Annotated in this window: 25 protein-coding genes and 1 tRNA gene; 13 read left to right on the top strand and 13 right to left on the bottom strand. The window is 36.3% G+C overall.

From position 1 onward, the window contains the following. Positions 1 to 287: 287 nt before the first annotated feature. The gene (gene pruA, locus J0871_RS00135; RefSeq protein WP_208222678.1) at positions 288 to 1,931 is read right to left on the bottom strand and encodes an L-glutamate gamma-semialdehyde dehydrogenase; all 1,644 of its coding nucleotides are present in this window, start codon (positions 1,929 to 1,931) and stop codon (positions 288 to 290) included. Between the two features lie 140 nt (positions 1,932 to 2,071). On the opposite strand from pruA, the gene J0871_RS00130 reads away from it, so the two are divergent. After that, positions 2,072 to 2,788 carry an NRDE family protein gene (locus tag J0871_RS00130; RefSeq protein ID WP_208222677.1) on the top strand — a complete coding sequence of 239 codons (717 nt, stop codon included), beginning with the start codon at positions 2,072 to 2,074 and terminating at the stop codon, positions 2,786 to 2,788. On the opposite strand, the gene apaG is transcribed toward J0871_RS00130, so the two are convergent. The 3 genes from apaG to J0871_RS00115 are packed head-to-tail and all read right to left on the bottom strand — an operon-like array spanning position 2,785 to position 5,534. After that, on the bottom strand, positions 2,785 to 3,171 hold the full coding sequence (gene apaG / locus J0871_RS00125) for a Co2+/Mg2+ efflux protein ApaG (protein ID WP_208222676.1): 387 nt from the start codon (positions 3,169 to 3,171) through the stop codon (positions 2,785 to 2,787). The genes J0871_RS00130 and apaG overlap by 4 nt on opposite strands. Before the next feature lie 3 nt (positions 3,172 to 3,174). Continuing rightward, on the bottom strand, positions 3,175 to 4,251 hold the full coding sequence (locus J0871_RS00120) for a DUF3667 domain-containing protein (RefSeq protein ID WP_208222675.1): 1,077 nt from the start codon (positions 4,249 to 4,251) through the stop codon (positions 3,175 to 3,177). Between the two features lie 29 nt (positions 4,252 to 4,280). Beyond that, complete coding sequence (locus tag J0871_RS00115) at positions 4,281 to 5,534, bottom strand: DUF5103 domain-containing protein (protein ID WP_208222674.1); 1,254 nt, start codon at positions 5,532 to 5,534, stop codon at positions 4,281 to 4,283. 170 nt (positions 5,535 to 5,704) lie between these two features. Between J0871_RS00115 and J0871_RS00110 the strand changes: the two genes are divergently transcribed. The 10 genes from J0871_RS00110 (at position 5,705) to J0871_RS00065 (ending at position 15,407) form a co-directional block, all read left to right on the top strand. After that, positions 5,705 to 7,048: a Na(+)-translocating NADH-quinone reductase subunit A gene (locus tag J0871_RS00110; protein ID WP_208222673.1), complete on the top strand. Its 1,344-nt coding sequence runs from the start codon at positions 5,705 to 5,707 to the stop codon at positions 7,046 to 7,048. A 14-nt stretch (positions 7,049 to 7,062) separates the two neighbouring features. Continuing rightward, a complete protein-coding gene (locus tag J0871_RS00105; protein WP_208222672.1) occupies positions 7,063 to 8,244 on the top strand; it encodes an NADH:ubiquinone reductase (Na(+)-transporting) subunit B in 1,182 nt (393 codons plus the stop codon). Between the two features lie 2 nt (positions 8,245 to 8,246). After that, positions 8,247 to 8,990 carry a Na(+)-translocating NADH-quinone reductase subunit C gene (locus J0871_RS00100; RefSeq protein WP_075324658.1) on the top strand — a complete coding sequence of 248 codons (744 nt, stop codon included), beginning with the start codon at positions 8,247 to 8,249 and terminating at the stop codon, positions 8,988 to 8,990. A 2-nt stretch (positions 8,991 to 8,992) separates the two neighbouring features. Further along, entirely contained in the window at positions 8,993 to 9,739 is a 747-nt protein-coding gene (locus tag J0871_RS00095) for an NADH:ubiquinone reductase (Na(+)-transporting) subunit D (RefSeq protein ID WP_075324657.1), read from the top strand. A 29-nt stretch (positions 9,740 to 9,768) separates the two neighbouring features. After that, positions 9,769 to 10,383: an NADH:ubiquinone reductase (Na(+)-transporting) subunit E gene (nqrE, locus tag J0871_RS00090; protein WP_208222671.1), complete on the top strand. Its 615-nt coding sequence runs from the start codon at positions 9,769 to 9,771 to the stop codon at positions 10,381 to 10,383. A 16-nt stretch (positions 10,384 to 10,399) separates the two neighbouring features. Next, positions 10,400 to 11,686 (top strand): NADH:ubiquinone reductase (Na(+)-transporting) subunit F, encoded by a 1,287-nt coding sequence (gene nqrF, locus J0871_RS00085; RefSeq protein ID WP_208222670.1) that lies wholly within the window; start codon positions 10,400 to 10,402, stop codon positions 11,684 to 11,686. A 48-nt stretch (positions 11,687 to 11,734) separates the two neighbouring features. Beyond that, the gene (locus tag J0871_RS00080) at positions 11,735 to 12,091 is read left to right on the top strand and encodes a Na(+)-translocating NADH-quinone reductase subunit F (RefSeq protein WP_208222669.1); all 357 of its coding nucleotides are present in this window, start codon (positions 11,735 to 11,737) and stop codon (positions 12,089 to 12,091) included. 63 nt (positions 12,092 to 12,154) lie between these two features. Beyond that, on the top strand, positions 12,155 to 13,162 hold the full coding sequence (locus J0871_RS00075; protein WP_208222668.1) for an FAD:protein FMN transferase: 1,008 nt from the start codon (positions 12,155 to 12,157) through the stop codon (positions 13,160 to 13,162). A gap of 156 nt (positions 13,163 to 13,318) precedes the next feature. Beyond that, positions 13,319 to 13,945: a hypothetical protein gene (locus J0871_RS00070; protein WP_208222667.1), complete on the top strand. Its 627-nt coding sequence runs from the start codon at positions 13,319 to 13,321 to the stop codon at positions 13,943 to 13,945. A 67-nt stretch (positions 13,946 to 14,012) separates the two neighbouring features. Then, a complete protein-coding gene (locus J0871_RS00065; protein ID WP_208222666.1) occupies positions 14,013 to 15,407 on the top strand; it encodes a S41 family peptidase in 1,395 nt (464 codons plus the stop codon). A 38-nt stretch (positions 15,408 to 15,445) separates the two neighbouring features. On the opposite strand, the gene J0871_RS00060 is transcribed toward J0871_RS00065, so the two are convergent. Genes J0871_RS00060 through gpmI form a run of 6 tightly spaced genes read right to left on the bottom strand, consistent with a single transcriptional unit; the run spans position 15,446 to position 20,127 of the window. After that, entirely contained in the window at positions 15,446 to 16,210 is a 765-nt protein-coding gene (locus tag J0871_RS00060) for a class I SAM-dependent methyltransferase (RefSeq protein ID WP_208222665.1), read from the bottom strand. A gap of 19 nt (positions 16,211 to 16,229) precedes the next feature. Next, positions 16,230 to 16,793, bottom strand: a complete 564-nt coding sequence (locus J0871_RS00055) for an HNH endonuclease signature motif containing protein (RefSeq protein ID WP_208222664.1) — start codon at positions 16,791 to 16,793, stop codon at positions 16,230 to 16,232. Continuing rightward, positions 16,777 to 17,601, bottom strand: coding sequence for a type I methionyl aminopeptidase (gene map / locus J0871_RS00050; RefSeq protein WP_075324648.1), 825 nt, complete (start codon positions 17,599 to 17,601; stop codon positions 16,777 to 16,779). Before map ends, J0871_RS00055 begins: the two co-directional genes overlap by 17 nt. Positions 17,602 to 17,610: 9 nt before the next feature. After that, positions 17,611 to 18,018: a hydrolase gene (locus tag J0871_RS00045; RefSeq protein WP_208222663.1), complete on the bottom strand. Its 408-nt coding sequence runs from the start codon at positions 18,016 to 18,018 to the stop codon at positions 17,611 to 17,613. Between the two features lie 49 nt (positions 18,019 to 18,067). After that, the gene (locus J0871_RS00040; protein WP_208222662.1) at positions 18,068 to 18,601 is read right to left on the bottom strand and encodes a thioredoxin family protein; all 534 of its coding nucleotides are present in this window, start codon (positions 18,599 to 18,601) and stop codon (positions 18,068 to 18,070) included. A gap of 8 nt (positions 18,602 to 18,609) precedes the next feature. Beyond that, a complete protein-coding gene (gpmI, locus tag J0871_RS00035; protein WP_208222661.1) occupies positions 18,610 to 20,127 on the bottom strand; it encodes a 2,3-bisphosphoglycerate-independent phosphoglycerate mutase in 1,518 nt (505 codons plus the stop codon). A gap of 391 nt (positions 20,128 to 20,518) precedes the next feature. Here gpmI and J0871_RS00030 point away from each other — a divergent pair, with 391 nt between their 5' ends. Beyond that, entirely contained in the window at positions 20,519 to 21,259 is a 741-nt protein-coding gene (locus J0871_RS00030; protein ID WP_208222660.1) for a murein L,D-transpeptidase catalytic domain family protein, read from the top strand. Here J0871_RS00030 and J0871_RS00025 read toward each other — a convergent pair. From J0871_RS00025 to J0871_RS00015, 3 genes are all read right to left on the bottom strand, one after another. Continuing rightward, the gene (locus tag J0871_RS00025; protein WP_208222659.1) at positions 21,256 to 22,878 is read right to left on the bottom strand and encodes a L,D-transpeptidase family protein; all 1,623 of its coding nucleotides are present in this window, start codon (positions 22,876 to 22,878) and stop codon (positions 21,256 to 21,258) included. The two genes, J0871_RS00030 and J0871_RS00025, sit on opposite strands and share 4 nt — an antisense overlap. Before the next feature lie 61 nt (positions 22,879 to 22,939). Further along, the gene (locus J0871_RS00020; protein WP_208222658.1) at positions 22,940 to 23,221 is read right to left on the bottom strand and encodes a GNAT family N-acetyltransferase; all 282 of its coding nucleotides are present in this window, start codon (positions 23,219 to 23,221) and stop codon (positions 22,940 to 22,942) included. A 4-nt stretch (positions 23,222 to 23,225) separates the two neighbouring features. Further along, on the bottom strand, positions 23,226 to 23,777 hold the full coding sequence (locus J0871_RS00015; protein ID WP_208222657.1) for an ATP-dependent Clp protease proteolytic subunit: 552 nt from the start codon (positions 23,775 to 23,777) through the stop codon (positions 23,226 to 23,228). A 206-nt stretch (positions 23,778 to 23,983) separates the two neighbouring features. Here J0871_RS00015 and J0871_RS00010 point away from each other — a divergent pair. Beyond that, a tRNA-Gly gene (locus J0871_RS00010) sits at positions 23,984 to 24,056 on the top strand. Positions 24,057 to 24,240 lie beyond the last annotated feature (184 nt).

Here is a 24,240-nt window from a genome sequence, read left to right as displayed (position 1 = left end):
TATAAGGTTAAATGGCTTGAGACGATAAGTCCCTGGGGTGAAGTCGATTAACAATTAAAAATACTACTTTAAAAAATCGTTCTAAGTGATTATCGTTGAAGTGAAGTTTTATTCGATTAACTACTTATTTTACGATTTTTCCTACTAAAATTAATAAAGTACTGAAAATTAGTAGTCTGCAAGGATTTTAAAGCAGGAAGAAATACAAAATAAACTTTCAAAAATTATTAAAATAAAAAAGCCACAGCTTTTAAACTGTGGCTTTTTGAAATTATATTTTTACAGAATTATTCTCCCAAAAATGGATATCTGTAATCTTTTGCCGGTACAAAAGTTTCTTTAATCAGTCTAACTGAAGCCCATCTTAGTAGGTTCATTTTAGAACCGGCTTTATCATTAGTACCGCTGGCGCGGGCACCACCAAATGGTTGCTGTCCAACTACTGCGCCGGTAGGTTTATCGTTTATATAGAAATTACCTGCAGCATTTTGAAGTAAGTCGGTTGCGATTGCCGCCATATAACGGTCTCCAGAGAAAACTGCTCCAGTAAGTCCGTAAATACTGGTGTTATCTACAGTTTTTAGTAGGTCTCTCCACTTTTCTTCACTATAGTTTTTATCATCATATACATAGATGGTTACTACTGGGCCAAATAATTCGGTTTCCATTGTAGTATAATGAGGATCTGACGTGAGAATAACTGTAGGTTCAATAAAATAACCTTCAGATTTATCATAATTTCCGCCAATTACTACTTCAGCGTTTTTGTCTTTTTTGGCGCGGTCTATATAGCCTGCCAGTTTATCAAATGCTCCTTCGTGGATAACTGCATTAATAAAGTTAGACATATCTTCTGGAGAACCCATCTTAAAGGATTCTAAATCTGTTTTTACAAATTCTTTAATCTCTGGCCAAAGACTTTCTGGAAGGTAAACCCTTGAAGCGGCACTACATTTTTGTCCCTGGTATTCAAAAGCACCACGGGAAATTGCCGTAGCTACTTCTTTTGCGTTAGAAGTTGGGTGAACCACAATAAAGTCTTTCCCACCGGTTTCTCCTACAATTCTTGGGTAGGTTTTGTATTTATTGATGTTGTTACCAATTTTACCCCAAATTCCTTTAAAAACATCGGTACTACCTGTAAAGTGAATTCCGGAGAAATCTGGACTGTCAAGCACGGTATTGGTAATCATTTCAGGATCTCCCATTACCATATTAATTACACCATCTGGTAAACCTGCTTCTTTAAATACTTCCATAATTACCTGCGCAGAGAAAATCTGGCTATCACTAGGTTTCCAAACAGCTACATTACCCATAAGGGCTGCACTTGAAGGAAGGTTACCAGAAATAGCGGTAAAATTAAAAGGGGTAATTGCGTAAACAAAACCTTCTAGTGGTCTATATTCTACGCGGTTCCAGTTTCCGTCAGAAGATTCGGGTTGCTCATTGTACATATCTGACATGTATTCTACGTTAAAACGTAAAAAGTCACATAGTTCACAAGCTGAATCGATCTCTGCCTGGTAAATATTTTTTGACTGCCCAATCATTGTGGCAGCATTAATTCTAGATCTGTAAGGCCCTGCAATTAAGTCGGCTGCTTTTAAGAAAATCGCAGCGCGTTGTTCCCATTCCAGTTTTGCCCATTTTTCTCTAGCCTTTAAAGCTTCGTCTATAGCTTGTTCAACGTGCTTTTTCTTGGCGCGGTGGTAAGTTCCTACTTTATGTTTATGATCGTGAGGAGGGCGAATATCTGCCGTGTCTCCGGTTTTTATAGCTTCAGATCCAATATAAAGAGGTACTTCCATATTGGAATTGTATAAGTCTTTATAAGTGAGTAAAACTTCTTCCCTTTCCGGGGTTCCCGGCGCATAAGATTTTACTGGCTCGTTAACCGCCTGTGGAACGTGAAAAAATCCTTTTCCCATAGTTATTTTATGTTTTTTTTGGTTTTTAATTATTGTGAGGATAAAGGTAAAAAATTTAGGTGATTTTGAATCCTTATGAAAGCGCATTCACGAAAGCTTAACTATTTTTGTAAAATGAATACTTTTATTAAGATAATTTTATGTGCACCATAAGTCTTACGCCTCATTTAAAAAATTCAAAGGGTTTCATTTTAACATCTAACAGGGACGAAGCTACAGCGCGTGAAACCTATGTGCCCAGTTTTAAGACTGAAAAGGATACTGTATTGCTTTTTCCTGAAGACGCAGTGGCCGGTGGGAGCTGGATTGGAGTGAGTGAAAAGCAACGGGTTTTATGTTTAATGAATGGTGGTTTTGTAGCGCACAAACGGGAAGAACCTTACAGGAAAAGTAGGGGCGTGGTTTTGAAAGATTGGTTGATTTCATATAATATTAAAACCGAAATTGAAAACTACAATCTCAAAAATATTGAACCCTTTACAGTAGTTGTAGCAGATTGGTCTTCAGAATTATTTTTTGCTGAATTTGTATGGGATGGAGCGCAGAAACATTTTAAAGAATTACCACTTCAGCCGCAAATATGGTCTTCCTCTCCTTTATATACTTCGGCAATGAAAAAACTTCGGGAAGAATGGTTTTCTACATTTCAAAAGGAAAAAAATCTTTCTGCTGAAAATCTATGGGAATTTCATCATTCTGCAGGAAAAGGTGATAAGGAGATAGACTTAATTATTGATCGCGGTTTTTTGAAAACCAAAAGTATATCCCAAATAGAATTTTTACCGGGTAAATTGAATTTTAAATATAAAGATCTGGAAAAAGGAAAATTAAGTAATAAAGAATTTCCCGGGATTTAATTTAAGGCAAATGGAGCGCTTAATTTAAAAGTAGGAATCTTAACCCTGAATTTACGGGTTGAGCTAAAGCTTACCATATTGTAGTAACCGCTCATAGACCCAAAAGGAGAACTAAGCAAACAGCCACTCTGGTAAGTATGGGATTCCCCAGGTTTTAAAACCGGTTTTTGTCCAATAACACCTTCCCCTTGTACAATCTCGGTATTGTTTAAAGCATCTTTAATTTTCCAAAAACGCGAAGTTAATTGTACGGAATCGTTACTTTGATTTTCTATGGTTATATGATAAGAAAAGGCAAAACGAGAGCCAAGGTTCTTTAAAAAAGTACCTTCAAAATTGGTGTGGACCGAAATTTTTATGCCTCTTGTAACTTGTTGAATCATATCTTAATATATGGCAAAAGATGCTAAAATTGAAATTATTGTAGCGATTCCTGCTAAAATAAAAAATATTAAGTTTAAGAGCATAAACTTTACAATCGTTTTAACACGCCCCTGGCAATAGAAACCACGTAAGGCTTTATATAAATAAAAAGCAAAAATAAAGTTGAAAAGTATAAATGCCCAGTTGCCCGGAAATAAGTAATCTACGAATAGCGCCAGGCTTAATAATATAAAAAAGGTGGTTTGTACGTGAAAAGTGAAAACTAAATGCTCAATATAATTAAAAGGTCGTCTAATATATAATAACCAGATAAATAGTGCGAAAACCGGCAAATAGAAAAAGATGATAAAAGGAAGTTTATTGATAAAATAATTTAAAAACAATCCAGGATTCTCCTTTAAGGTATTCCAATCTACCGCTTTTTTATAAAGCCAGTGATTATAGCTGGTTTGCGGATATGAAAGACTGTCCATTGCAGTTTCGGCATTTCTAATGGTTGTTTCTTTATAAAACCTTGAGTAAAGATCAAATTTTAAATTTTCCGCGTCCAGGTAACTCATGGTATCCAGCTCCTCGTGAGGTTTATAAAATTCGCGGTAAGGTTTTTTGGCGTTGCGTTGTTGATTTATAATTAAAGAGTCTAGATTAATTTCTTTCCCGCCCGGTGTAGGGATCATATTTGGGCCGGTAATACTATCCTGAACTAATTCTTCAATTTCGTCATCATTTACTATAGGTTCTATATCAAAAGAATTCCCAAATCCCCAGATTAGAAAAAAAATAATTGAAGCGCTTAAATAAAATTTAAAAGGATTTGCATACCGCATTCTTTTTCCCTGGATATAATCTTTAGAAATTTTCCCGGGAGAAAATAATAAAACTCTTATGGTGCTGTGAAAACGGGAATCGTAGGCAAAAATACCGGAGAAAAATTCTGTAAAAAAATCATCGAATTTTAATTTTTTAGTGCTGTTTAATTGCCCACAACTGGGGCAATATTTATCACTCTTATCCAGCGGATGTTCACAGTTAAGACATTTGGTGCCCCTGTACTTTAAATCGTATCTGCTACCTGCCATTTTTGTAACGAGTTGGTTAATCTCTCAATCTAATTGGTAATCGTGGTAGAATTTCCCGAACCTACCCCAATTAAACGGTCGTATCTTGCGCCCGGACTTCGGTAATAAACCAAAACCTGGTAGGAGTTTTCGGTTTCGTCAAAATTTCCGGTAAAAAAGCCTTCATCAATAGTTCCGTCGGGCCGTTTTAAAACATATTTATAATTATAAAATCCTTGTTTAAATAACCTTGCGCCCTCATAAAGATCGTTTCCTTCATTATAAGTAAGTCGGGTGCTTTTATCTAAAGTAAAATTATTAAAACCTCCGTAAATATGTACTTCGCCACCATTTAATTCAGAATAATTCTGAAGTTTAAAATGAACCCAAACATATTCGGCTTCTATTGAAGGATTTTCAGCAGGCAGGCTTCTTATTACAAACTGCCCGTTAATATCGGGATTGTATGTGTAAGGTTCATTGGCACGGGTGCGATCTGGAAATAGATAATGATGATAAAGTTCGTTAAGTGAAACCGAACTAATATCGGCCGATGATGCTCTTAATTCTTTATTATCAAACTGAATATATTCGTTGCCGCCCCAAAAAGCGGTTTCAGAATCGTAACGGTAAACCAGGTCGTTCCCCACCGTGTACTGCGGTTTTATATTTTTAATTGCGGTCTTTAAATTGTGGTTTTGTGTAATGAGAACATTCACCGTATTATCAGGATTTTTAAGTATCAAGTCTGGAGATTCTATAGTGAAATTTACCACTTGTTTTTCATCTATAAAATTCAAATCCCTGGAACGTCTAAGGTTTAACCTAACGCGGGCAATATTTTCGTAAACCATAAATTTTCGAGAAAAAACCAGTTCTTTCTGCCCGTTAAAGATTTTTATCATATAATTTCCGCTTAATTTAAATCCGCCGGTATCTTCGTTGGGAATTTTGAGCTCGTAATGCGAGAAGGGCTGAAGTGTATTATAAGAATTTAGATAATTAAAAATCCTGATATCATCAAAACCAATTAAATATTCAGATTTTGCCAATTGGTTAGGGGTCCAATCGTAATTATAATGTTCTATGGTATAATAATAATCGGCTTCGTCACCAATAATATCATCAAACTTCAAAGAAAGCTGTTCTCCCAGTTGCAAAATAGGGTTACCCATATTGCTTTGGGTATTTCCCGAGAGCTGAACGCTTCTTATATAACTGGGCGGAAGTGTTTCTTCTACAACCTGAGCAGCCAGGTTTAGCGAGAAAATTGTTACAAAAAAGAATATAAAATAGTTTTTCATTAAAACAGAATCTACGCAAATGTACTTACAAATCTTATTCCGCAATTTTTAACATTTCATTTTAACAGTTTTAAGTACTTAAAAATCTTTGTTTTCTTGGGAGAAGTGCAGTTAAAATTCCTAAATTTGCACGACTCAAAACATAAAATTTTTAACATACACTCCATCCTATGTCAAAAGACATTCGAATTAAAAGAGGATTATCTCTAAAATTAGAAGGGGAGGCGGAAAAAGAGCTTGTAAAAGCTCCAAGGTCTAAAACCTACGCAATTAAACCGCCAGATTTTCACGCTTTGGTACCAAAAATGGTCTTAAAAGAAGGAGCTAAAGTCCTTGCCGGTGATGAAATATTCTTTTCAAAATACACTGATGAATTACGTTTTACCAGCCCTGTTAGCGGGACGCTTAAGAAAATTAAGCGTGGTGAGAAGCGTAAAATCATGGAAGTGATTATTGAGGCCGATCCTGAAGACACTTACAGAGATTTTGGAAAAATGGACGCTGCTTCTTCTGATGCGGAAGCTGTAAAACAACGCATTTTAGAAAGCGGTTGTGGTGCATTTATTAATCAACGTCCCTACGATATTGTAGCTGATCCTAAAGATACGCCAAAGGCTATCTTTATTTCTGCAGTAAGTACAGCGCCTTTAGCTCCAGATTGGGGCTTTATTCTAAAAGAAAAGCAAGCTGCTTTTCAGGAAGGGATAAATGCGCTTAAAAAACTTACTCCGGGTAAAGTACACCTGGCTGTAGATGCAAGCTCAGCGCAATATCTAAAAGACATCAAGGGTGTAGAGCTTCACCACGTGAAGGGGCCACACCCTGCAGGAAATGTTGGGGTTCAAATTCATAAAATAGATCCTATTAATCAGGGAGATAGAGTTTGGACAGTAAACCCTGAAGATGTAACTATTATTGGAAATCTTTTCCTTAGCGGAAAATATTTAGCTAATAAGACGGTAGCAGTAACTGGAAGTGAAGCTACTAACCGTAAGTATTTCTCTACTATAATTGGAGCCGAAGTGGCAGACATTATCAATAAAGTTGATGATGACGTGCGTATCATTTCTGGAAACGTACTTACCGGACTTAAATTAGCCTACGATCAACACATAAGCTTCTTTTCTAATGAAGTAACCTTAATTCCTGAAGGAAATCAATACAGGGCATTTGGTTGGTTGCCATTTACATATAATAACATTCACTCTAATTCAAGAACTTCTTTATCCTTTTTGTTTCCAAACAAGAAGTTTAAGCCTACCACTAATTTAAATGGTGAAGAGCGGGCTCTTGTAGTTACAGGCGAGATGGAAGAAGTTTTACCTATGGATGTTTACCCAATGCAGCTTATAAAAGCGTGTATGGCCGGGGATATTGAAAAAATGGAGAATCTTGGGATCTATGAAGTAGCTCCTGAAGATTTTGCTTTGGTAGAATATGTGAATACATCTAAGATTGAAATTCAGGAGGTGATTCGTCTTGGTTTAGATTTAATGATTACTGAAGTAGGTTAAAAAGCAGTAGAATTATGGAATGGATTAGACAAAGATTAGATAAAATAAAGGAGCCCTTTGCACCGGGAAAAAAATATGAAAAGTATGCGCCTGCGGTTAACGCAATAGATACTTTCTTATTTACCCCAAATCATACCACGCAAAAGGGAGCTCATATTCGTGACGCGGTAGATTTAAAGCGTACGATGATTACAGTGGTACTTGCCCTTGTTCCCGCTTTACTTTTCGGGATGTGGAATGCAGGTTACCAGCACTTTACTCAATTAGGTGAAGCTTTTACCTTTTGGGATGCAATTGGCCATGGAGCATTGAAATTTATTCCAATGATCGTGGTTTCTTATGCAGTTGGATTGGGAATTGAGTTTGCCTTTGCCATCTTTAGAGGGCACGAGGTTAACGAAGGTTACCTGGTAACGGGGTTATTAATTCCTATGATTATGCCTATAGACCTTCCACTTTGGATGTTGGCATTATCTGTAGTATTTGCTGTACTTATTGGTAAAGAAGCTTTTGGAGGAACAGGAATGAATATTCTTAACCCGGCGCTTACAGCAAGGGCCTTTGCCTTTTTTGCTTATCCTACTTATATGTCTGGTAACCAGGTTTGGGTTAGTGAGGCAAGTAATGTAGATGCAATCTCTGGAGAAACAATTCTTGGTTCTTTGGCAGCAGGAGATAATGTAAGTTATGGAATGATGGATATGTTCTACGGAATTATTCCGGGTTCTGTCTCAGAAACTTCCACGCTTTTAATACTGGTTGGAGCATTGTTATTAGTACTCACAAAAGTAGGAAGCTGGAGAATAATGTTAAGCGCATTTATAGGAGCCGCTGCAATGGCACTTATTTTTAACGCATTACCTGCAATGGGTGTTGCCGGGAATGAGCTTACAAACTTCCCATGGTACGGGCACCTAATAATAGGAGGACTTGCATTTGGTATTGTGTTTATGGCTACAGATCCTGTATCGGCAGCACAAACATTGAAAGGAAAGTGGATCTACGGATTTTTAATAGGTTTTCTATCGGTAATGATTAGGGTGTTTAACCCGGCATATCCTGAAGGGGTAATGCTTGCAATCTTACTTATGAACGTTTTTGCGCCTACGATAGATCACTATGTAATTCAATCGAATATTAAGCGTAGAAAGAAAAGAATTCAATCTGCCACCGCACAGGTGAAAACAACAGTTTAGTTATGGAAGAGAAATCAGTAAATAAAACAAATAGTAACGGTTATACGTTTCTTTTTGCGGTGATTATGGTGATTGTTGTGGCCTCAGTATTGGCTTTTACAGCAACATCACTTCAGCCTATTCAAAGAGAAAACGTACGCCAGGAAAAGATGCAAAGTATTCTTGCTACTATTGGTGTTGAAACCGACAGGGCAGGAGCTGAAGAGCTTTACAACCGTTATATTACAGAAGCAGTTACTCTTGATTACCAGGGAGAAGAAAGAGAAGATGTTGATGCCTTTACGGTAGATTTGGCCAAGGAAATTAAGAGGGAAGATGAAGAGCAGAATTTCCCACTTTATATTGCCGAATATGAAGGAGAAAAATATTACATAGTTCCTTTAAGAGGTAATGGATTATGGAATGCAATCTTTGGCTACATATCTTTAAAAGATGATGTGAATACTATTAAAGGAGCTACTTTTGATCACCTTGGGGAAACTCCTGGTCTTGGTGCAGAAATCACCAAAGAATGGTTTAAAGAAAGTTTTGCCGAAGAAAAGATTTTTGATGGAAGCGGAAATCTTGTAGGAGTATCGGTTGTAAAAGGCGATATAGATCCTTCAGATAAAGAAGATAACCAGGTAGATGCAATATCGGGAGCTACAATTACCGGAGACGGGGTTTCTGATATGATTTCTGAAAGACTTCAGCGTTATCTGCCTTACTTCAAAAAGCAAACAGATATTAAAGTTGCAACAAAGTAATTATGGCTACAGAGAAAAAAAATATTTCAGAAGAGAAAGAAGCCAAAAAGAAAGAAATGATCCTTTTTCTATCTAGTTCAGAAGAAAAAGAACACTTTCTTTCTAAAGGCAATAGAAAATTATTGTCAGATCCTTTAGACGATAACAACCCAATTACCGTACAGGTACTGGGTATATGTTCGGCACTGGCAATTACGGTACAATTAGAACCAGCAGTGGTTATGGCAATTGCCGTTGTATTTGTAATGGCGTTTAGTAACATTATTGTTTCTATGCTGCGTAATATGATTCCTAGTAGAATCAGGATTATTGTTCAGCTAGTTGTTGTTGCCTCCCTTGTGGCTTTAGTAGACCAGGTGCTTAAGGCTTATGCTTACGATGTAAGTAAACAGCTTTCGGTATTTATTGGTCTTATTATTACCAACTGTATTGTAATGGGACGTCTTGAAGCTTTTGCCTTAGGAAACGGAGTTTACAAGTCTTTCCTTGATGGTATAGGGAACGCGGCAGGATATGGTTTAATTCTTATAATCGTTGCATTTTTCCGTGAGCTTTTAGGATCAGGAAAATTATTCGGATTTGAAGTTTTAGGACATAAAGCAGCAACAGTAGCAGATTCTACTGGTTTGTATGCTTTAGGTTATGAAAATAACGGTTTAATGTTGCTTTCGCCAATGGCACTTATTGTAGTTGGTTTGCTTATTTGGGTGCAACGTGCAAGAAACCGTAAACTTATAGAAGAGAACTAAAAGCACAACAGCTTAAATAAAACTAAATTATGGATTTTATAAATTTATTTGTTAGAAGTATTTTCATAGAAAATATGATTTTTGCCTACTTCTTGGGAATGTGTTCCTATTTAGCAGTGTCAAAAACCGTGAAAACAGCTGTTGGGTTAGGTGCGGCGGTAATCTTTGTACTTACCATTACTGTACCTATTAACTATTTGCTGGATAATTACTTATTAAGACCGGGAGCCTTAACCTGGCTTGGTGCCGAATTTGCCGATGTAGACCTTAGCTTCTTAAGCTTTATTATGTTTATTGCGGTAATTGCATCTATGGTACAATTAGTAGAGATGATCGTTGAGAAATTTGCACCTGCATTATATGGCGCTTTAGGTATTTTCTTACCGCTTATTGCTGTAAACTGTGCTATTCTTGGTGGTGCGCTCTTTATGCAACAAAAAGATTTTGGAGTTATAACAGAAGCTATCACCTACGGGTTTGGTAGTGGAATTGGATGGTTCCTTGCAATTCTTGGGATTGCAGCTATCCGTGAAAAAATAGCTTACTCTAATGTGCCAGCCCCATTAAAAGGTTTAGGGATAACATTTATTATCACCGGACTTATGGCATTAGGTTTTATGAGTTTTATGGGAATTAAATTATAATCGCAAAAGAAAGATTATGACAGTTATTATAGCAAGTATAGTAGTATTTTTAGCATTAATACTCATATTGGTTTCTGTGTTATTAGGAGCAAAGGCAAAATTAGCGCCGTCTGGTCCTGTTACCATAAACGTAAATGGGGAAAAGGATATGGAAGTAGGTTCCGGTGGGACTTTACTTTCTACCCTGGGAGATAATAAACTATTTTTACCTTCTGCCTGTGGTGGTGGTGGAACCTGTGTACAGTGTAAATGTATCGTAAAAGAAGGTGGCGGTGCCATTCTTCCAACCGAGGAGCCACACTTTACCCGTAAGGAAATTGCACAGGGATGGCGATTAGGTTGCCAGGTGAAGGTGAAAGAAGATATGAAAATCACTATTCCGGAAGAAGTATTCGGAATTAAAAAATGGGAAGCTACAGTAGTAAGAAATTACAACGTAGCCTCATTTATTAAGGAATTTGTTGTTGAAATTCCTGAAGATATGGATTATAAGGCTGGGGGTTACATTCAGATTGAAATTCCTAAGTGTGAGGTTAATTTTAGTGATATGGATATCACCGCTCACCCTGAAGAACACGATACTCCAGATATGTTTGAGGCAGAGTGGGATAAGTTTAAACTTCGTCCACTGGTAATGAAAAATCCAGAAACTGTAGAACGTGCCTACTCTATGGCATCTTACCCTGCAGAAGGGCGTGAGATTATGCTTAATGTACGTGTAGCTACACCGCCGTGGGATAGAGCAAAAGATACCTGGATGGATGTTAACCCTGGTATTGCTTCTTCTTATATTTTCTCAAGGAAAAAAGGAGATAAAGTAACCATCTCTGGACCTTACGGTGAATTCTTTATTAACCATAGTGAAGCCGAGATGCTTTACGTTGGTGGTGGAGCAGGTATGGCGCCAATGCGTTCTCACCTTTACCACTTATTCCGTACTCTTAAAACTGGAAGAAAAGTAACTTACTGGTATGGAGGACGTTCAAAAAGAGAATTGTTTTACATTGAGCACTTTAGAGCTTTAGAAAGAGATTTTCCAAACTTTAAGTTCTACTTAGCGCTTTCTGAACCAATGGAAGAAGACAACTGGAAAGTTAAAGAAAGCCTTGATGCTGAAGGTGATGGCTTTGTTGGATTTATCCACCAGGTTGTAATAGATAATTATTTAAGTCATCACGAAGAACCAGAAGACATTGAATTGTATTTCTGTGGACCACCATTAATGAACAAAGCTGTTCAAAAAATGGGTGAAGACTTTGGAATGCCACCCGAAAACATCAGGTTTGATGATTTTGGAGGTTAATAAAATTGAAATCCCGCTTTTTAAAGCGGGATTTTTTATTTTTGCACTATGGCAAAGTTAAACGATCAAGAACTGCATAATCTTGCAATGAATATTGTAGGAAAAGAGCTTGAAGCGCAGGGTTACGAATTTCTTGGAGTAAATAGCGAGTTAAAAAAAGATCCGCAGTTTGTAGCTTTAAAAGATAAAAAACTGCATTTTGTAATTGTTAGAGCAATAGAATATCCGCATAATCCCAAAGATTATGATCTTACCTTTCTTAGATCTATAAAAGACCATGCCGTTAAATTTAAAGCCCGTACGCTTTACGCCGGGGTAGGTCTGGCTAATTCTTCCGATTATGAAAAGCCGGTAATGCACGGCGAAGAATATGTAGTAAATTACGAAGGCTGGCAGGAAATTTAATTCTTACCGTATCAGCTAAGGTTCAACTTCTGTTTAATTAATCTCCGCTAATCTTATATATAGATGAAAAAAATCTCAATTTTACTTCTTCTTATTTTTCTTAGTTTTTCCTGTAAAAATGATGTCCCCCAGGTCTATACCGAGACCGGGAAAGCATTAGGAACTACCTACCAGATAAAATATTTTTCTTCGGAAAACTTTAATACTGAAAAGGCTTTAGATTCTATTTTTGAAGTTATCAATACCTCAATGAGTACTTATCAGGATAATTCTGATATCTCCCGGATAAATTCCGGCGCTGAAAATGTAAAAGTAGATGTTCATTTTCAAAATGTATTTAACTATTCTAAACAGGTTTTTAATGAAAGCAAAGGCTATTTTGATCCAACTGTAGGCAGTTTGGTCAACGCCTATGGTTTTGGCCCTGATAAACCTTTAAATGAACCTGATGGTGCTGTTTTAGATTCTATAAAACAACTTGTGGGATTTGAGAAAGTCAGGTTAACCGGCAATAATACAATTCAAAAAGAAAACCCGAATATCTATCTCGACTTTAATGCTATAGCCAAAGGTTACACTATAGATGTAATCGCGGAATATTTAGATTCTAAAAATGTTGAAAACTACCTAATAGAGTTGGGCGGGGAATTAGTAGCCAAAGGCAAAAATTTAGAACGTGAATCCAGTTGGAACGTTGCAATAGATAATCCGCAGCAAACTGATGCAGAACGTACTTTACAAACTGTACTTGCGCTGAAGAATCGTGCGATGGCAACTTCGGGAAATTACCGAAAATTCAGAATAGACAGCATTACTGGAAATCGTTATGTACACACTATAAATCCATTAACCGGCAAAGCCGAAAAAAGCAATTTGCTAAGCGCATCTGTACTTGCTAAAAATTGTACTCTTGCCGATGGATACGCCACCGCTTTTATGGCTTTAGGTTATGAAAAATCCTTAGAAATGCTGGAAAAACTGGATAATGTAGATGTTTATTTTATCTATGTTGATAAGCAAGAAAGTATAAGGGTTTTTACTTCTGAAGGTTTTGAGAAGGCTTTGCGTTAGATTCTCTTGTGGTTTTATATTCGTACTCATTTAACTTATACCTGTTCGTTTAATTAATATTTCATCTTTTCAAAGTTATTTGCTGAAACCTTATGTCTATTTCATAGATTTTTTTGGTAAAAACTTATATTGGGAAGAATTAATAACTTCAATACAATGAAACACCTCTTACTCCTCATTTTTCTAATTCCTATCCTCACAAATGCTCAGGCAGAATCTATTGAGAATTCTGATATTGTGAATGTTTCCATACAAAACGGTCTGGAAGATTCAGATTTAGAAACCTTATTTGATTTTGAAAATATTAATTATTCTGAATTTTCTTTTCAGGGAGAATCAATTAAGGGGAAGTATTTTGTGATAAGAATGAAAGAATTTTCCAATGGCGATTTAATTAATACCACCACTTTATTTGATGAAAGCGGCAATGATTACTTTAAAATAGATTCTACCCAAACATCATTTAAATTTCTTAGTAAAATAGGGAGAGAAGATCTTAAAACCTGGATTAGAGGCAATAGGTTTGGGAGCAAAAAATTATATTTTCCTATTGATGAGGATAATGGAAATTATGTAGCCAAAGATTTCTTTGGAGCTAGAAAGGTTTTGGAAAAAAATATAAATAATCCGTTTTACATTTTGGCAATAATTACTCCAAATAGAAACCCGGACGGATGGGCGTCCTATTGCCGGGTCGCACAATCAGAAATAGATCCTGATAATTTTGGTAAAGAATTCAATATTCCACATTATTATTTAGTTGAAATAGAATTTACCAACTAAATATTTAAACACTTAGATATAGGTGTAACAAACAATAATTTGAATTGTCTTTATTAAAACTTCTTTAATGTTATTTAAAAGATTATGCCTTCTTATTTTTATATTTTACGGAGTAAATTTCTATTCTCAAATCCCTGAGAGCTTAAAAAATACAATTTGGACCCAAGAGGGCTACGACAGAATTTTAAAAATTGAAGATTCTACTTACTCTTATTTTAATATTGATAAATACGATTGCGCAACTTTGGTAGATGGGAAATTTGCCGGAAGGTTTAGAATTGTAAATAGTACTGACGACCAATTAATTTTAAATCCGGGTGGGATTGTAGATTATAGATTTAAAAGAACTGAAAAACTACCGGAAATTTGTACCCAGAGAAGCACTAAAAAAGAAAGATCTTTCGAGGTTAATTTCAAGGCATTCTGGGAAACTTTCGATAACAATTATGCGTTTTTTGAAGAAAGAGATTTAGACTGGCAAAAAGTATATGATAACTATTTACCAAAAGTTCAAAAAGTACAAACCAATCACGAATTTGCTTTACTTCTGAAAGAGATAATAGGAAAATTTAACGATGGACATATAAAACTTGAAATTCCAGATTCAATTTTGGAAAATAAGCCAAAATCTAAGTCGGTTGAAAACTCATTTACCCAGGAAGACATAGTTTCAGCTATAGATTCTAACTACCTGAAAGAAATAAATTCTTATAATGACGAGGTAATAAAATGGGGAACTCTTCAAAAATCTAATATTGGTTACATAAGAATTACCGATATGAATGATTTTGCGAATTATGTCCCGAAGGAATATCAAAAGACAATTAAATTTGATAGTATTTATAATTTGAGAAAATACGCTGCAGAGCCTTTGGAGCAGTTTCAGGATGAAATTAACGGGGTTAACCGGGTTATGAAAAAGGTTCTCAGTGATTTAGAAGATAACGATTTAGTAATAGTAGACCTTAGGTTCAATGGCGGCGGATATGAAACCGTTGCCTTGGAGTTATTAAGCTTTTTTGTTGCAGAAGAAAAAGAAATAATAAAAATAAAAGCAAAAACTAAAGATGGGTTTACACCTGCTCAAATAGTTTCTTTAGAACCAAAAACAAAGAACCCCAAGAAAATCTACTTATTAATAAGTCCCGCAACCGCCAGCGCTGCCGAAATTTTTGCGCTTGGTGCCCTTAGTTATTCTAATATCGAAATTCTGGGTACTACAAGTGCAGGAATTTTTTCAGAAATATTATGGAAAAAACTTCCTAATGGATGGGAATACAGTCTTTCTAATGAAGTTTATATGGATAGGGAAGGGCGTGCTTACGAAAAAGAAGGAGTTCCCGTAGATTATGAGTTAAATTATCCCACTGAAAGATTTAAGTTTTATAAAAGCTTCTATTCAAATAATGAATTTTCAGACTCAGCGATTGAAAAAATTCTCAAGGGTAGCTTTAGTGATTAAAAAAAATTTTTTCTTTTTTTGAAGTGCAATTTATTTTTTCATTTATAACAAACCGGAATAACTTCACCTTTTGCCAATCGGTATTTATCGATTTCTTCTACAGATAATTGGTTGGTGTAATCCACTTCTTCCACATTAAAACCAATACTTCTTAATTTTTCAAAATAATCCCTACCGTATATCCTTACGTGATCATACTGTCCAAAAATACGTTCCCGTTCTTTTCTATCGGTAATCGAATTATCTTCAAAAGTGTTTTTCCTCTTTAAATCCTGCGGAATTTGCAAAATAGCCATACCGCCGGGTTTTAAAATGCGGTAAAGTTCCTGCATCGCTTTAGTATCATTTGGAATATGTTCTAAAACATGGTTGCAGAGAATAAAATCGAATTCATTTGCTTTAAAAGGTAAATTACAAATATCGGCCTTAACATCGGCTAAAGGAGAGTTCAGGTCGGTAGTGTTGTAATCCAGGTTTTTCAGCTTTCTAAAGCGTTTATAAAAAGCCTGTTCTGGGGCAAAGTGCAATACTTTAAGATTTTTACTAAAAAATTCAGTTTCATTTTTTAAATAAAGCCAAAGCAGGCGATGACGTTCCAGGGAAAGGGTAGAAGGCGAGAGCACATTTTCCCGCTGATAAATATATCCGTATGGTAAAAATTTAGAAAAGCTTTTCCCGTCTATGGGATCGGTGTATTTGCTTCCGCGAAGCGCATATTTAAAGAAGGGTTTTACCCAATAACTTAACCTGATAAGCAAAGGTCTTGGAACGGTGTTTAAAACTACTTTAAAAAGCTTGCTCATTAAAAATTGCTAACGCGGTTCAGACTTTTATATCGCCCCAGTTTTCGCCAGATTTAATACGATAAAGTTGCATTTCTGAAACTCCAAATTGTTTTGCTAAAACCTTTATCCTGGTTTTCCTTTTTGGGTCTAAAAGTTTCTTCTTTAATATTACCGCCTGTGCATATGTAAGTTTTGAATAGGTAACAACACGTCTTAACTTTCGTTTCCGTTTGTTTTCTTTTACACCAGGACTGTTATGCTGGTGTTTTACCCATTCTTCCTGGGTGGTCCAGGCAAGATTCTCTAAACGATTATCGTCTTTTTTAAAATTCTTATGTATTACGAATTTATCGTCGTCTTTTTTGTCAAGAAAAAGTTCAGCAACAATGCGGTGCACGTAATATGCTTTATGTTTTCCATTTTGAAGTCTTGGTGAAAAACTTGTGTAACCATTTGTGCGCCCACCATTTATTAATTCGCCTTCAGGATTCTGCACATAGCTAATTATCCTACCATAGTTGGAAACATCATAAACAAAACGGTCCTGCCATTCTTCTTTATGAAGTCTTTTCCAAATTTCACCTCTAAATTTCTTTACCATATACCTCGGCTTTAAACTCATCTTCTTCATCACTCTCAATTCCTAAAGCTTCATAAATATAATCGAAGGTAGATAATAATTGTGGTTTACCTTCTACAAGTGCAACATCATGTTCAAAATGAGCGCTTGGTTTATTATCTGCAGTTAAGATGGTCCAACCGTCTGGCAATTGTTTAATTCTTCTGGTTCCCAGGTTTATCATTGGCTCAATAGCCACAACCATTCCCTCTATAAATTTCTTACCGCGACCGCGTTTACCATAGTTAGGCATTTCGGGATCTTCATGCATATCAGCACCTAAGCCGTGACCTACCAATTCTCTTACTACGCCATAGCCCCTGTCTTCAGTATATTTTTGAATGGCATAACCAACATCACCAACACGGTTGCCAATTTTAAATTCCCTGATACCAACATACAGGGATTCCTTTGTGGCTTTTAAAAGTTCCTTTACTTCAGGTTTTACCTCACCAACTTCAAAGGTATAAGCATGGTCACCATAAAATCCGTTTTTTAGAGCGCCACAATCTATAGAGATGATATCGCCTTCTTCTAAAGGTTTATCGTTAGGAATCCCGTGTACTACCTGAGCGTTAGGACTCATGCAAAGTGAGTTGGGAAAATCGTACATTCCCAAAAAACCCGGTTCTGCACCGTGATCGCGAATAAACTCTTCGGCCATTTTATCTAATTCCAAAGTGGTAACTCCGGGTTTAATATGCGGCGCAAGCATTCCCAGGGTTTTAGACACGATAAGTGCGCTCTCACGCATCAATTCTATTTCTTCAGGATTTTTGGTAATTATCATATTCTGAATTTAAAATCGGCCTAAAAAACCGAATTTCTTCTTTTGCTTTTTATTTTCTCTAATTATAGCTCTGTCTTTCAATCGCTGGTAAATCTCTCCCCAACCCCACATTCCGCCAATATTGCGATCGTCTATAAAAATATCGGCCAGGATCTTACGGCTTATGTTTTCCTGAAAAACCTCTTCAGGATAACTTTTATTAATAGCGTAAAACTGAATACCTCTTTTTTCGCAAAATTTAACTGCTTCTTCCAGTTTATCTTCTGCCCGGTATGTCCATAAAATCAATCGGTGCCCGTCTTCCTGAAGCTTTTTAAGGGTTTCAAAAGCAAAAAGCTTTGGTTTCCCTATCTCCGGAAATTTATTTTCTACAATAGTTCCATCAAAATCTACTGCAATGGTTAAGGTATGGGGCATAACGCAAAATTAGTAAGATTTACCGAATATTAACTTCAGAAGTGCCTCTTTATTCTGAATAAGGATCTGTATATTTTTTCCCTTTCACTATTTTAGCTATATCTTCTTCCAGGCTTTCTATAGAATACTCTACAAAACGGTTCACTTCCTTTCCATCTTTCATAAAAATTATGGTAGGAACACGATGAATTTTGTATTCTTTGTCTAAATCTCCGGGAGCTTTTTTAGCGAAGTTTACAGCAATATTTTTAAGATTTTTTCTATCAAAATTAACTTCATCTAAAAGCTTAAAAAACTTTGGAACCTCGTAACGGCTATCGCCACACCAGGTTCCCATAAACATTAGAATTTCATAATCGTGAATATTCTTTTTAATAGTTTTTAAAGCTTCTTTTTTAGGTTTGTAATTTTCATAACCGGGAGTAAACCACCGGGAATGCGGTGCTTTCTCCAAATCGGCCTGCGTGAATTCACCTAAAAGAATCTCTACTGAATTTTTATTTTTTATACTTACTTCTTTATCTGAAACCTCGCCTGAAATTAGGGAGAATCCCAAAAAAAGCAATAATACTTTATTTATCATTTTTTCAATTAAATTAGTGGGTCTTCAGTCATCATTTCTGGCTGATCTATTCCCATTAACTTTAGGATAGTCGGCGCGATGTTTCCAAGCTTACCACTTTTAATAGATTTTACGTCTTTGTCCAGTAAAATTAATGGCACAGGACTGGTTGTATGAGCCGTGTTTGGACTTCCATCTTCATTAATCATAATCTCGCTATTCCCGTGATCTGCAATAATAATTACCGAATAATCATTTTCCAGTGCAGTTTCAGCTACATCTTTAGCGCAAGAATCTACGGTTTCCACAGCTTTTACAGCAGCATCAAAAACACCGGTATGGCCAACCATATCAGGGTTTGCGAAATTAAGGCAAATAAAATCTGCCGATTCGTCTTTAAGTTCAGGAATAATTTTATCCCTAATTTCAAAAGCGCTCATTTCGGGCTGAAGGTCGTAAGTGGCTACTTTAGGCGAACTGCACATTAAACGTTTTTCTCCTTTAAATGGCTTTTCGCGGCCACCGCTAAAGAAAAAAGTTACGTGGGGATACTTTTCGGTTTCAGCAATTCTAATTTGCTTTTTGCCCATATACTCTAAAACTTCTCCCAGGGTAGATTTAATGTTATCTTTTTTGAAAACTACATTTATGCCTTCAAAACTATCGTCATATTTTGTTACCGTTACATAATATAGCGGCAATTTCTTCATATTATATTCAGGGAAATCGTCCTGGGTTAAAGCCTGGGTAAGCTGCCTTCCCCTATCGGTTCTAAAATTGAAAAAGATTACAACTTCTTTCTCTTTTAAAGTTGCAACCGGCTCGCCGGCTTCATTGGTCATTACAATGGGTTCAATAAACTCGTCACTAATATCGTTTTTATAACTTTTAGCAATGGTTTCAGCAGCATTAGTGCTTTTGGTGCCTTCGCCTTTTACAATAAGATCGTAAGCTTTTTTCACCCTTTCCCAGCGTTTATCACGATCCATCGCGAAATAACGCCCAATTACCGATGCAAGTTTACCATTGGTTTTTGCCAGATGTTCTTCAATTTCTTTAATAAAACCTTCCCCAGAATGTGGGTCTACGTCACGGCCATCGGTAAAAGCGTGAACGTATTTCTCTTTTACACCAAACTCTTCTGCAGCTGAAAGTATTCCTTTTAAATGATTGATGTGAGAATGTACTCCACCATCACTTAAAAGCCCCATAAAATGTATAGGTTTATTGTTTTTTATCGCATAATTAAAAGCTTCTTCCAATACAGGTTCGTCTTTTAAAGTGTTTTTTTCTACCGCCATATTTATTTTCACCAAATCCTGGTAAACAATTCGGCCGGCGCCAAGATTCATATGTCCTACTTCACTATTTCCCATTTGTCCTTCCGGAAGACCAACCTGCATCCCGTCGGTACGTAATTCCGCGTGCGGGTATTTTTCCAGGATACTATCCATAAAAGGGGTTTTGGCTTTGGCAATAGCTGATACGTCGGGGTTTTGCGTAATTCCCCAACCGTCTAAAATCATTAGTAGAACTTTCTTATTCATAATATTAGTTAATTTGGGCATAAAGATAAAAACAAATTGCCGGTATGCTAAATGCACACCCGCTAATGTTTTATTAAATATGGATTGGGGAAGCTGCTTTAGAAGAAATTTACTTCTAAAATGATTCTGTAAAAATTATAAAATCAATTTACTCCTGAAAAAACTAAAATTTTAACATTCTTCACTGTACTTTGGAATACTTTTCTCTTTTATTCTACGTTCTTAAAAAGCACCGAATTGATATGGTAATATGCTGAAGTTTAGCTTTATAAGTCTAAATATGTTAAATTTTCCGTTCTTAGGCTTAAAAAATCTAATTATCGAGAATATTTTGTATGTTGGCATCACATTTGGAATAAATTAACAGAACATTTAATTTAAAACAACGTGTATGATTTATAGAATTCTGACTGTATTTGCAGTACTAACTTTCTCCTTTGCATTTACAACTACAGATAATTTAAAACCTAAGCTTGAAAATTCAGAAATAGAAGCAATCGCTTCTTCAATTCCTGAAGATAACAAATCAAATTTCGAAAGTAAAGTCGCTACTCTTTATAGCGAATTTACTACCAACAATATTAGTGTCCCTGCTATGCCTGTGTTCGAAAAAGCCATTAAAGGCTATGAGCAATTAGAGGAAACTGGTAAAGTGGGTAAAAAAATACTTACCGTAATAGATTTCGGACTTTCCTCTACGAAAAAACGTATGTGGATTATGAATATGGAAACTAAAGAAGTATTATTTAATACTTATGTTTCCCACGGAAAAAATACCGGTGGTGAGTTTGCTACCAAGTTTTCTAATACCGTGAATTCTCTGCAAAGTTCCCTTGGATTTTACGTTACCGCTGAAACTTATTACGGAAAAAACGGCTTGTCTCTATTTATAGATGGGATGGAAAAAGGCTTTAACAGCAATGCCCGTAAGCGTTATGTGGTTATTCACGGCGCAGATTATGCCGAACCAAGTTTTATAAAGAGATTGGGCAGATTGGGAAGAAGCTACGGTTGTCCCGCAGTGCCAAATACTATCGCTAAAGATGTAATAGATACTATTAAAGAAGAATCTGTAGTATATATTCACAAAAACGATAATAATTATTTAAATAATTCTTCGCTGCTAAATTAATTGGCAGTTAGTAATTTATAGATGGCAGCATCTCTTTTGTAGATATCTTCTGCAAAACGGGTGCTACCATTTTCATTCCAGGCCGTCCAGTAAAGATGATGTACTTTCACTTTTTGGGTAACTTTAATTGTAGTGGTTCTGCCTGAATCAAGAATTTCTTTAATCTTCTCATTATCGTATTTTGGCTGATCACTTAATAGCATCTTAGCCAGTTCTAAAACATCCTGTACCCTAACACACCCAGAACTTTGCGCCCGTAAATTTTTGTTGAAAAGCGATTTAGAAGGCGTATCGTGCAAATAGATCATATATTCATTGGGGTAAATAATCTTAACCAAGCCAAGCGGATTTGCCGGTCCAGCTTCCTGTCTAAAAGTATAAGCTTTTACCTCAGATGAAGACCAGTCTACCTCGCTGGGAGATAATCGCTGTCCGCTGCCATTAAAAATGCTGTAATTTTTTCGGGAAATATAATCGGGATCTTTTTTTGCCGAAGGAATAACATCTTTACTCTTAATAGTAGGAGGGATGGTCCAGGTGGGGTTGTAGACTATATGTTCTACTTCATCAGAAAAAACCGGGGTTTTTCTAGCTTCCGTACCCACCATTGTGCGATGTGTGGCAACAGTATCTCCATTTCTAACAAAATGTAAGCGGTAATTCGCAATATTTACTATAATATGTTGATCTCCCAAATCTTTCGGGTACCAGCGCCAACGTTCCAGGTTTACCAGTATTTGTTCCAACCGATCCTGATAAGTTTTATTTAAAGTTTTTATGGTGCCGCCGCCAATCACACCATCGGTTTCTATTCCATATTTCTCCTGATATTCCTTTACTGCATGCTGTAGCGCTTCATCGTAAACTGTAGCAGTATCTACAATGTCTTTATCCCAATATCCCAGTTCCTTTAAGCGACGTTTTATATTAGGAATGCGGGAATCTTTTTCATCGGCTTTAATACTTTCCCCTTCTTCGGAAATTATTGTGGGATTTTCTTCTTTTTCAGCAAGTTTTCGGTATTCCTTTAAAGAGCGTTTCAGTCCTTTATAAACTTCGTGTTTCGGGACAACTGAATCTATTGCCTCAATGATATCATTCTGCTGAACACCATATTCCAGGAGTCCGGGAAGATTAATTTTATTACTTTCAACTCCCCAGATACTATAAATTTCTTTAGGGTTCAGCTTACCAGAATTATAGTCGGAAGCAAGTCCTAAAAAGGCATCGGTAAGAATAATTTCGGTTAGACTTCGTTCCTCATCATCTAACTGCGATAAATTAGCCAGGGAATTTTGTAAATAAGTTAAATGATAATCTTCAGGTTCAAGGCCATCTTCTGTGCTTCTTTCAATACTTCGGTAAAGATCTTCCCGCAAGGCTCTATCGGTCCAAATTGGTGTATAATCTCTTTTTGAATAAATAGAGTCGAGCAAATTAGCGTGCTGTAATTGAATATTTCCAACCGAATTTGAAATCTCTGGGAATTTCCTGGCAATTAAATCGGCTGAAGCCAGTTTTTCAATGACTTCTGCTTCTTCCTCTTTAGCGGTTTCAATGCCGGGCTCCCTGTTTTTATCGTCCCCGCAGGATATTAAAAACACGAAAAAAAAGAGCATTAAAAATTTTAAAAACTTCATAGGAAAAAGCAGGTTCATTGATTTTGGGATAGACAGGGATTTAAGCCCTAACGTCTTTATAAGACTCATTCCGGTCAAATTGTACTTCGGCAAAAGGACATAAGGGATCTATTTTGTAGTTGTGCTCACGGGCAAAATCTACACTATGTGCCAGTAGTTTTGTGGCAATTCCCTGGCCTTCCAGTTCCGGTCTTACCTCGGTATGATCTATAGTAAGAACATCACCCGGTTTTTTGGTATAGGTTAGTTCTGCATAGATACCTTTTTCGTCCTCCACGAAAAACATTCCGCGACTATCGTTTTCTCGGTGTTTAATCTCCATAGTCCTATTTCTTAAAAATACCGTCTACAATTCCGTAATCCTGAGATTCCTGTGCATCCATCCAGTAGTCACGGTTAAAATCTTTAAGTACCTTTTCCGGGATTTGTCCGCAGTTTTCAGCAAGAATTTTAGCACTTAATTCTCTTGTTTTTAATATTTCGTTCGCCTGAATTTCGATATTTGAAGCCTGACCTCTTGCACCACCCATAGGTTGGTGAATCATAACTTTTCCGTGGGTTTGTATAAACCGTCGGCCTTTGGTTCCTCCTGAAAGTAAAATAGAGCCCATTGAAGCAGCCAAACCACTGCAAATGGTAGAAACAGGGCTATTTAAACTCTGCATAGTATCGTAGATTGCAAATCCGTCGGTTACGTATCCACCGGGACTATTAATAAAAAACTGGATTTCTTTATCGCCTTCCATATCAAGGTATAAAAGCCTGTCAATAACGTGTTTGGCCGATTTATCATTTACTTCACCCCAAAGAAAAATTTTACGTTCTTTAAGAAATTTTGCGTCTATTAGGTCCTGGGTTTTACCGGGTTTATTGCTCATAAAAATTTATTTTAAGATATATACTGTTAGGCATTAAAAATAAGATTTATTTGTCGGAACACTTGTTTTTTCATTACCCATTTAACAAGATTTTATCGCTTAGCGCCGATTTTTTACTGAATACAAGTGAGATAGCATTTAACATCCAAAAAATTGTAATTTTCTTTTGGAATTTGAAATCTTTAAACTTTATATTTGCAGGGTAGGCGGGAGTAGCTCAGTTGGTAGAGCGTCAGCCTTCCAAGCTGAATGTCGCCGGTTCGAACCCGGTCTCCCGCTCAAAGAAAAACCTCAACAGAAATGTTGGGGTTTTTTTATGGAAAAGAATCAGAAAAGGGATCAAGCCTAATTGTTGTGTTTAAGCAAAAATTGTGGTTAATCTATATAAGAAGAATTCTACATTTTTCACTCCTCTAAACTGAGCCCTAAAGGCTTTTATCTTTGCATTAAAGGATTCTGCTGA

It is taken from the genome of Salegentibacter sp. BDJ18, assembly GCF_017579965.1.
In the GTDB taxonomy this organism is placed as follows: domain Bacteria; phylum Bacteroidota; class Bacteroidia; order Flavobacteriales; family Flavobacteriaceae; genus Salegentibacter.
The sequence above is the reverse complement of the archived record's forward strand: the minus strand, read 5'-3'. Positions and strand labels throughout refer to the sequence as shown.

Coding starts and splice junctions, on each gene's coding strand:
- pruA (WP_208222678.1), bottom strand. CDS start 1,931: ATGGGAAAAGGATTTTTTCACGTTCCACAGGCGGTTAACGAGCCAGTA.
- J0871_RS00130 (WP_208222677.1), top strand. CDS start 2,072: ATGTGCACCATAAGTCTTACGCCTCATTTAAAAAATTCAAAGGGTTTC.
- apaG (WP_208222676.1), bottom strand. CDS start 3,171: ATGATTCAACAAGTTACAAGAGGCATAAAAATTTCGGTCCACACCAAT.
- J0871_RS00120 (WP_208222675.1), bottom strand. CDS start 4,251: ATGGCAGGTAGCAGATACGATTTAAAGTACAGGGGCACCAAATGTCTT.
- J0871_RS00115 (WP_208222674.1), bottom strand. CDS start 5,534: ATGAAAAACTATTTTATATTCTTTTTTGTAACAATTTTCTCGCTAAAC.
- J0871_RS00110 (WP_208222673.1), top strand. CDS start 5,705: ATGTCAAAAGACATTCGAATTAAAAGAGGATTATCTCTAAAATTAGAA.
- J0871_RS00105 (WP_208222672.1), top strand. CDS start 7,063: ATGGAATGGATTAGACAAAGATTAGATAAAATAAAGGAGCCCTTTGCA.
- J0871_RS00100 (WP_075324658.1), top strand. CDS start 8,247: ATGGAAGAGAAATCAGTAAATAAAACAAATAGTAACGGTTATACGTTT.
- J0871_RS00095 (WP_075324657.1), top strand. CDS start 8,993: ATGGCTACAGAGAAAAAAAATATTTCAGAAGAGAAAGAAGCCAAAAAG.
- nqrE (WP_208222671.1), top strand. CDS start 9,769: ATGGATTTTATAAATTTATTTGTTAGAAGTATTTTCATAGAAAATATG.
- nqrF (WP_208222670.1), top strand. CDS start 10,400: ATGACAGTTATTATAGCAAGTATAGTAGTATTTTTAGCATTAATACTC.
- J0871_RS00080 (WP_208222669.1), top strand. CDS start 11,735: ATGGCAAAGTTAAACGATCAAGAACTGCATAATCTTGCAATGAATATT.
- J0871_RS00075 (WP_208222668.1), top strand. CDS start 12,155: ATGAAAAAAATCTCAATTTTACTTCTTCTTATTTTTCTTAGTTTTTCC.
- J0871_RS00070 (WP_208222667.1), top strand. CDS start 13,319: ATGAAACACCTCTTACTCCTCATTTTTCTAATTCCTATCCTCACAAAT.
- J0871_RS00065 (WP_208222666.1), top strand. CDS start 14,013: ATGTTATTTAAAAGATTATGCCTTCTTATTTTTATATTTTACGGAGTA.
- J0871_RS00060 (WP_208222665.1), bottom strand. CDS start 16,210: ATGAGCAAGCTTTTTAAAGTAGTTTTAAACACCGTTCCAAGACCTTTG.
- J0871_RS00055 (WP_208222664.1), bottom strand. CDS start 16,793: ATGGTAAAGAAATTTAGAGGTGAAATTTGGAAAAGACTTCATAAAGAA.
- map (WP_075324648.1), bottom strand. CDS start 17,601: ATGATAATTACCAAAAATCCTGAAGAAATAGAATTGATGCGTGAGAGC.
- J0871_RS00045 (WP_208222663.1), bottom strand. CDS start 18,018: ATGCCCCATACCTTAACCATTGCAGTAGATTTTGATGGAACTATTGTA.
- J0871_RS00040 (WP_208222662.1), bottom strand. CDS start 18,601: ATGATAAATAAAGTATTATTGCTTTTTTTGGGATTCTCCCTAATTTCA.
- gpmI (WP_208222661.1), bottom strand. CDS start 20,127: ATGAATAAGAAAGTTCTACTAATGATTTTAGACGGTTGGGGAATTACG.
- J0871_RS00030 (WP_208222660.1), top strand. CDS start 20,519: ATGATTTATAGAATTCTGACTGTATTTGCAGTACTAACTTTCTCCTTT.
- J0871_RS00025 (WP_208222659.1), bottom strand. CDS start 22,878: ATGCTCTTTTTTTTCGTGTTTTTAATATCCTGCGGGGACGATAAAAAC.
- J0871_RS00020 (WP_208222658.1), bottom strand. CDS start 23,221: ATGGAGATTAAACACCGAGAAAACGATAGTCGCGGAATGTTTTTCGTG.
- J0871_RS00015 (WP_208222657.1), bottom strand. CDS start 23,777: ATGAGCAATAAACCCGGTAAAACCCAGGACCTAATAGACGCAAAATTT.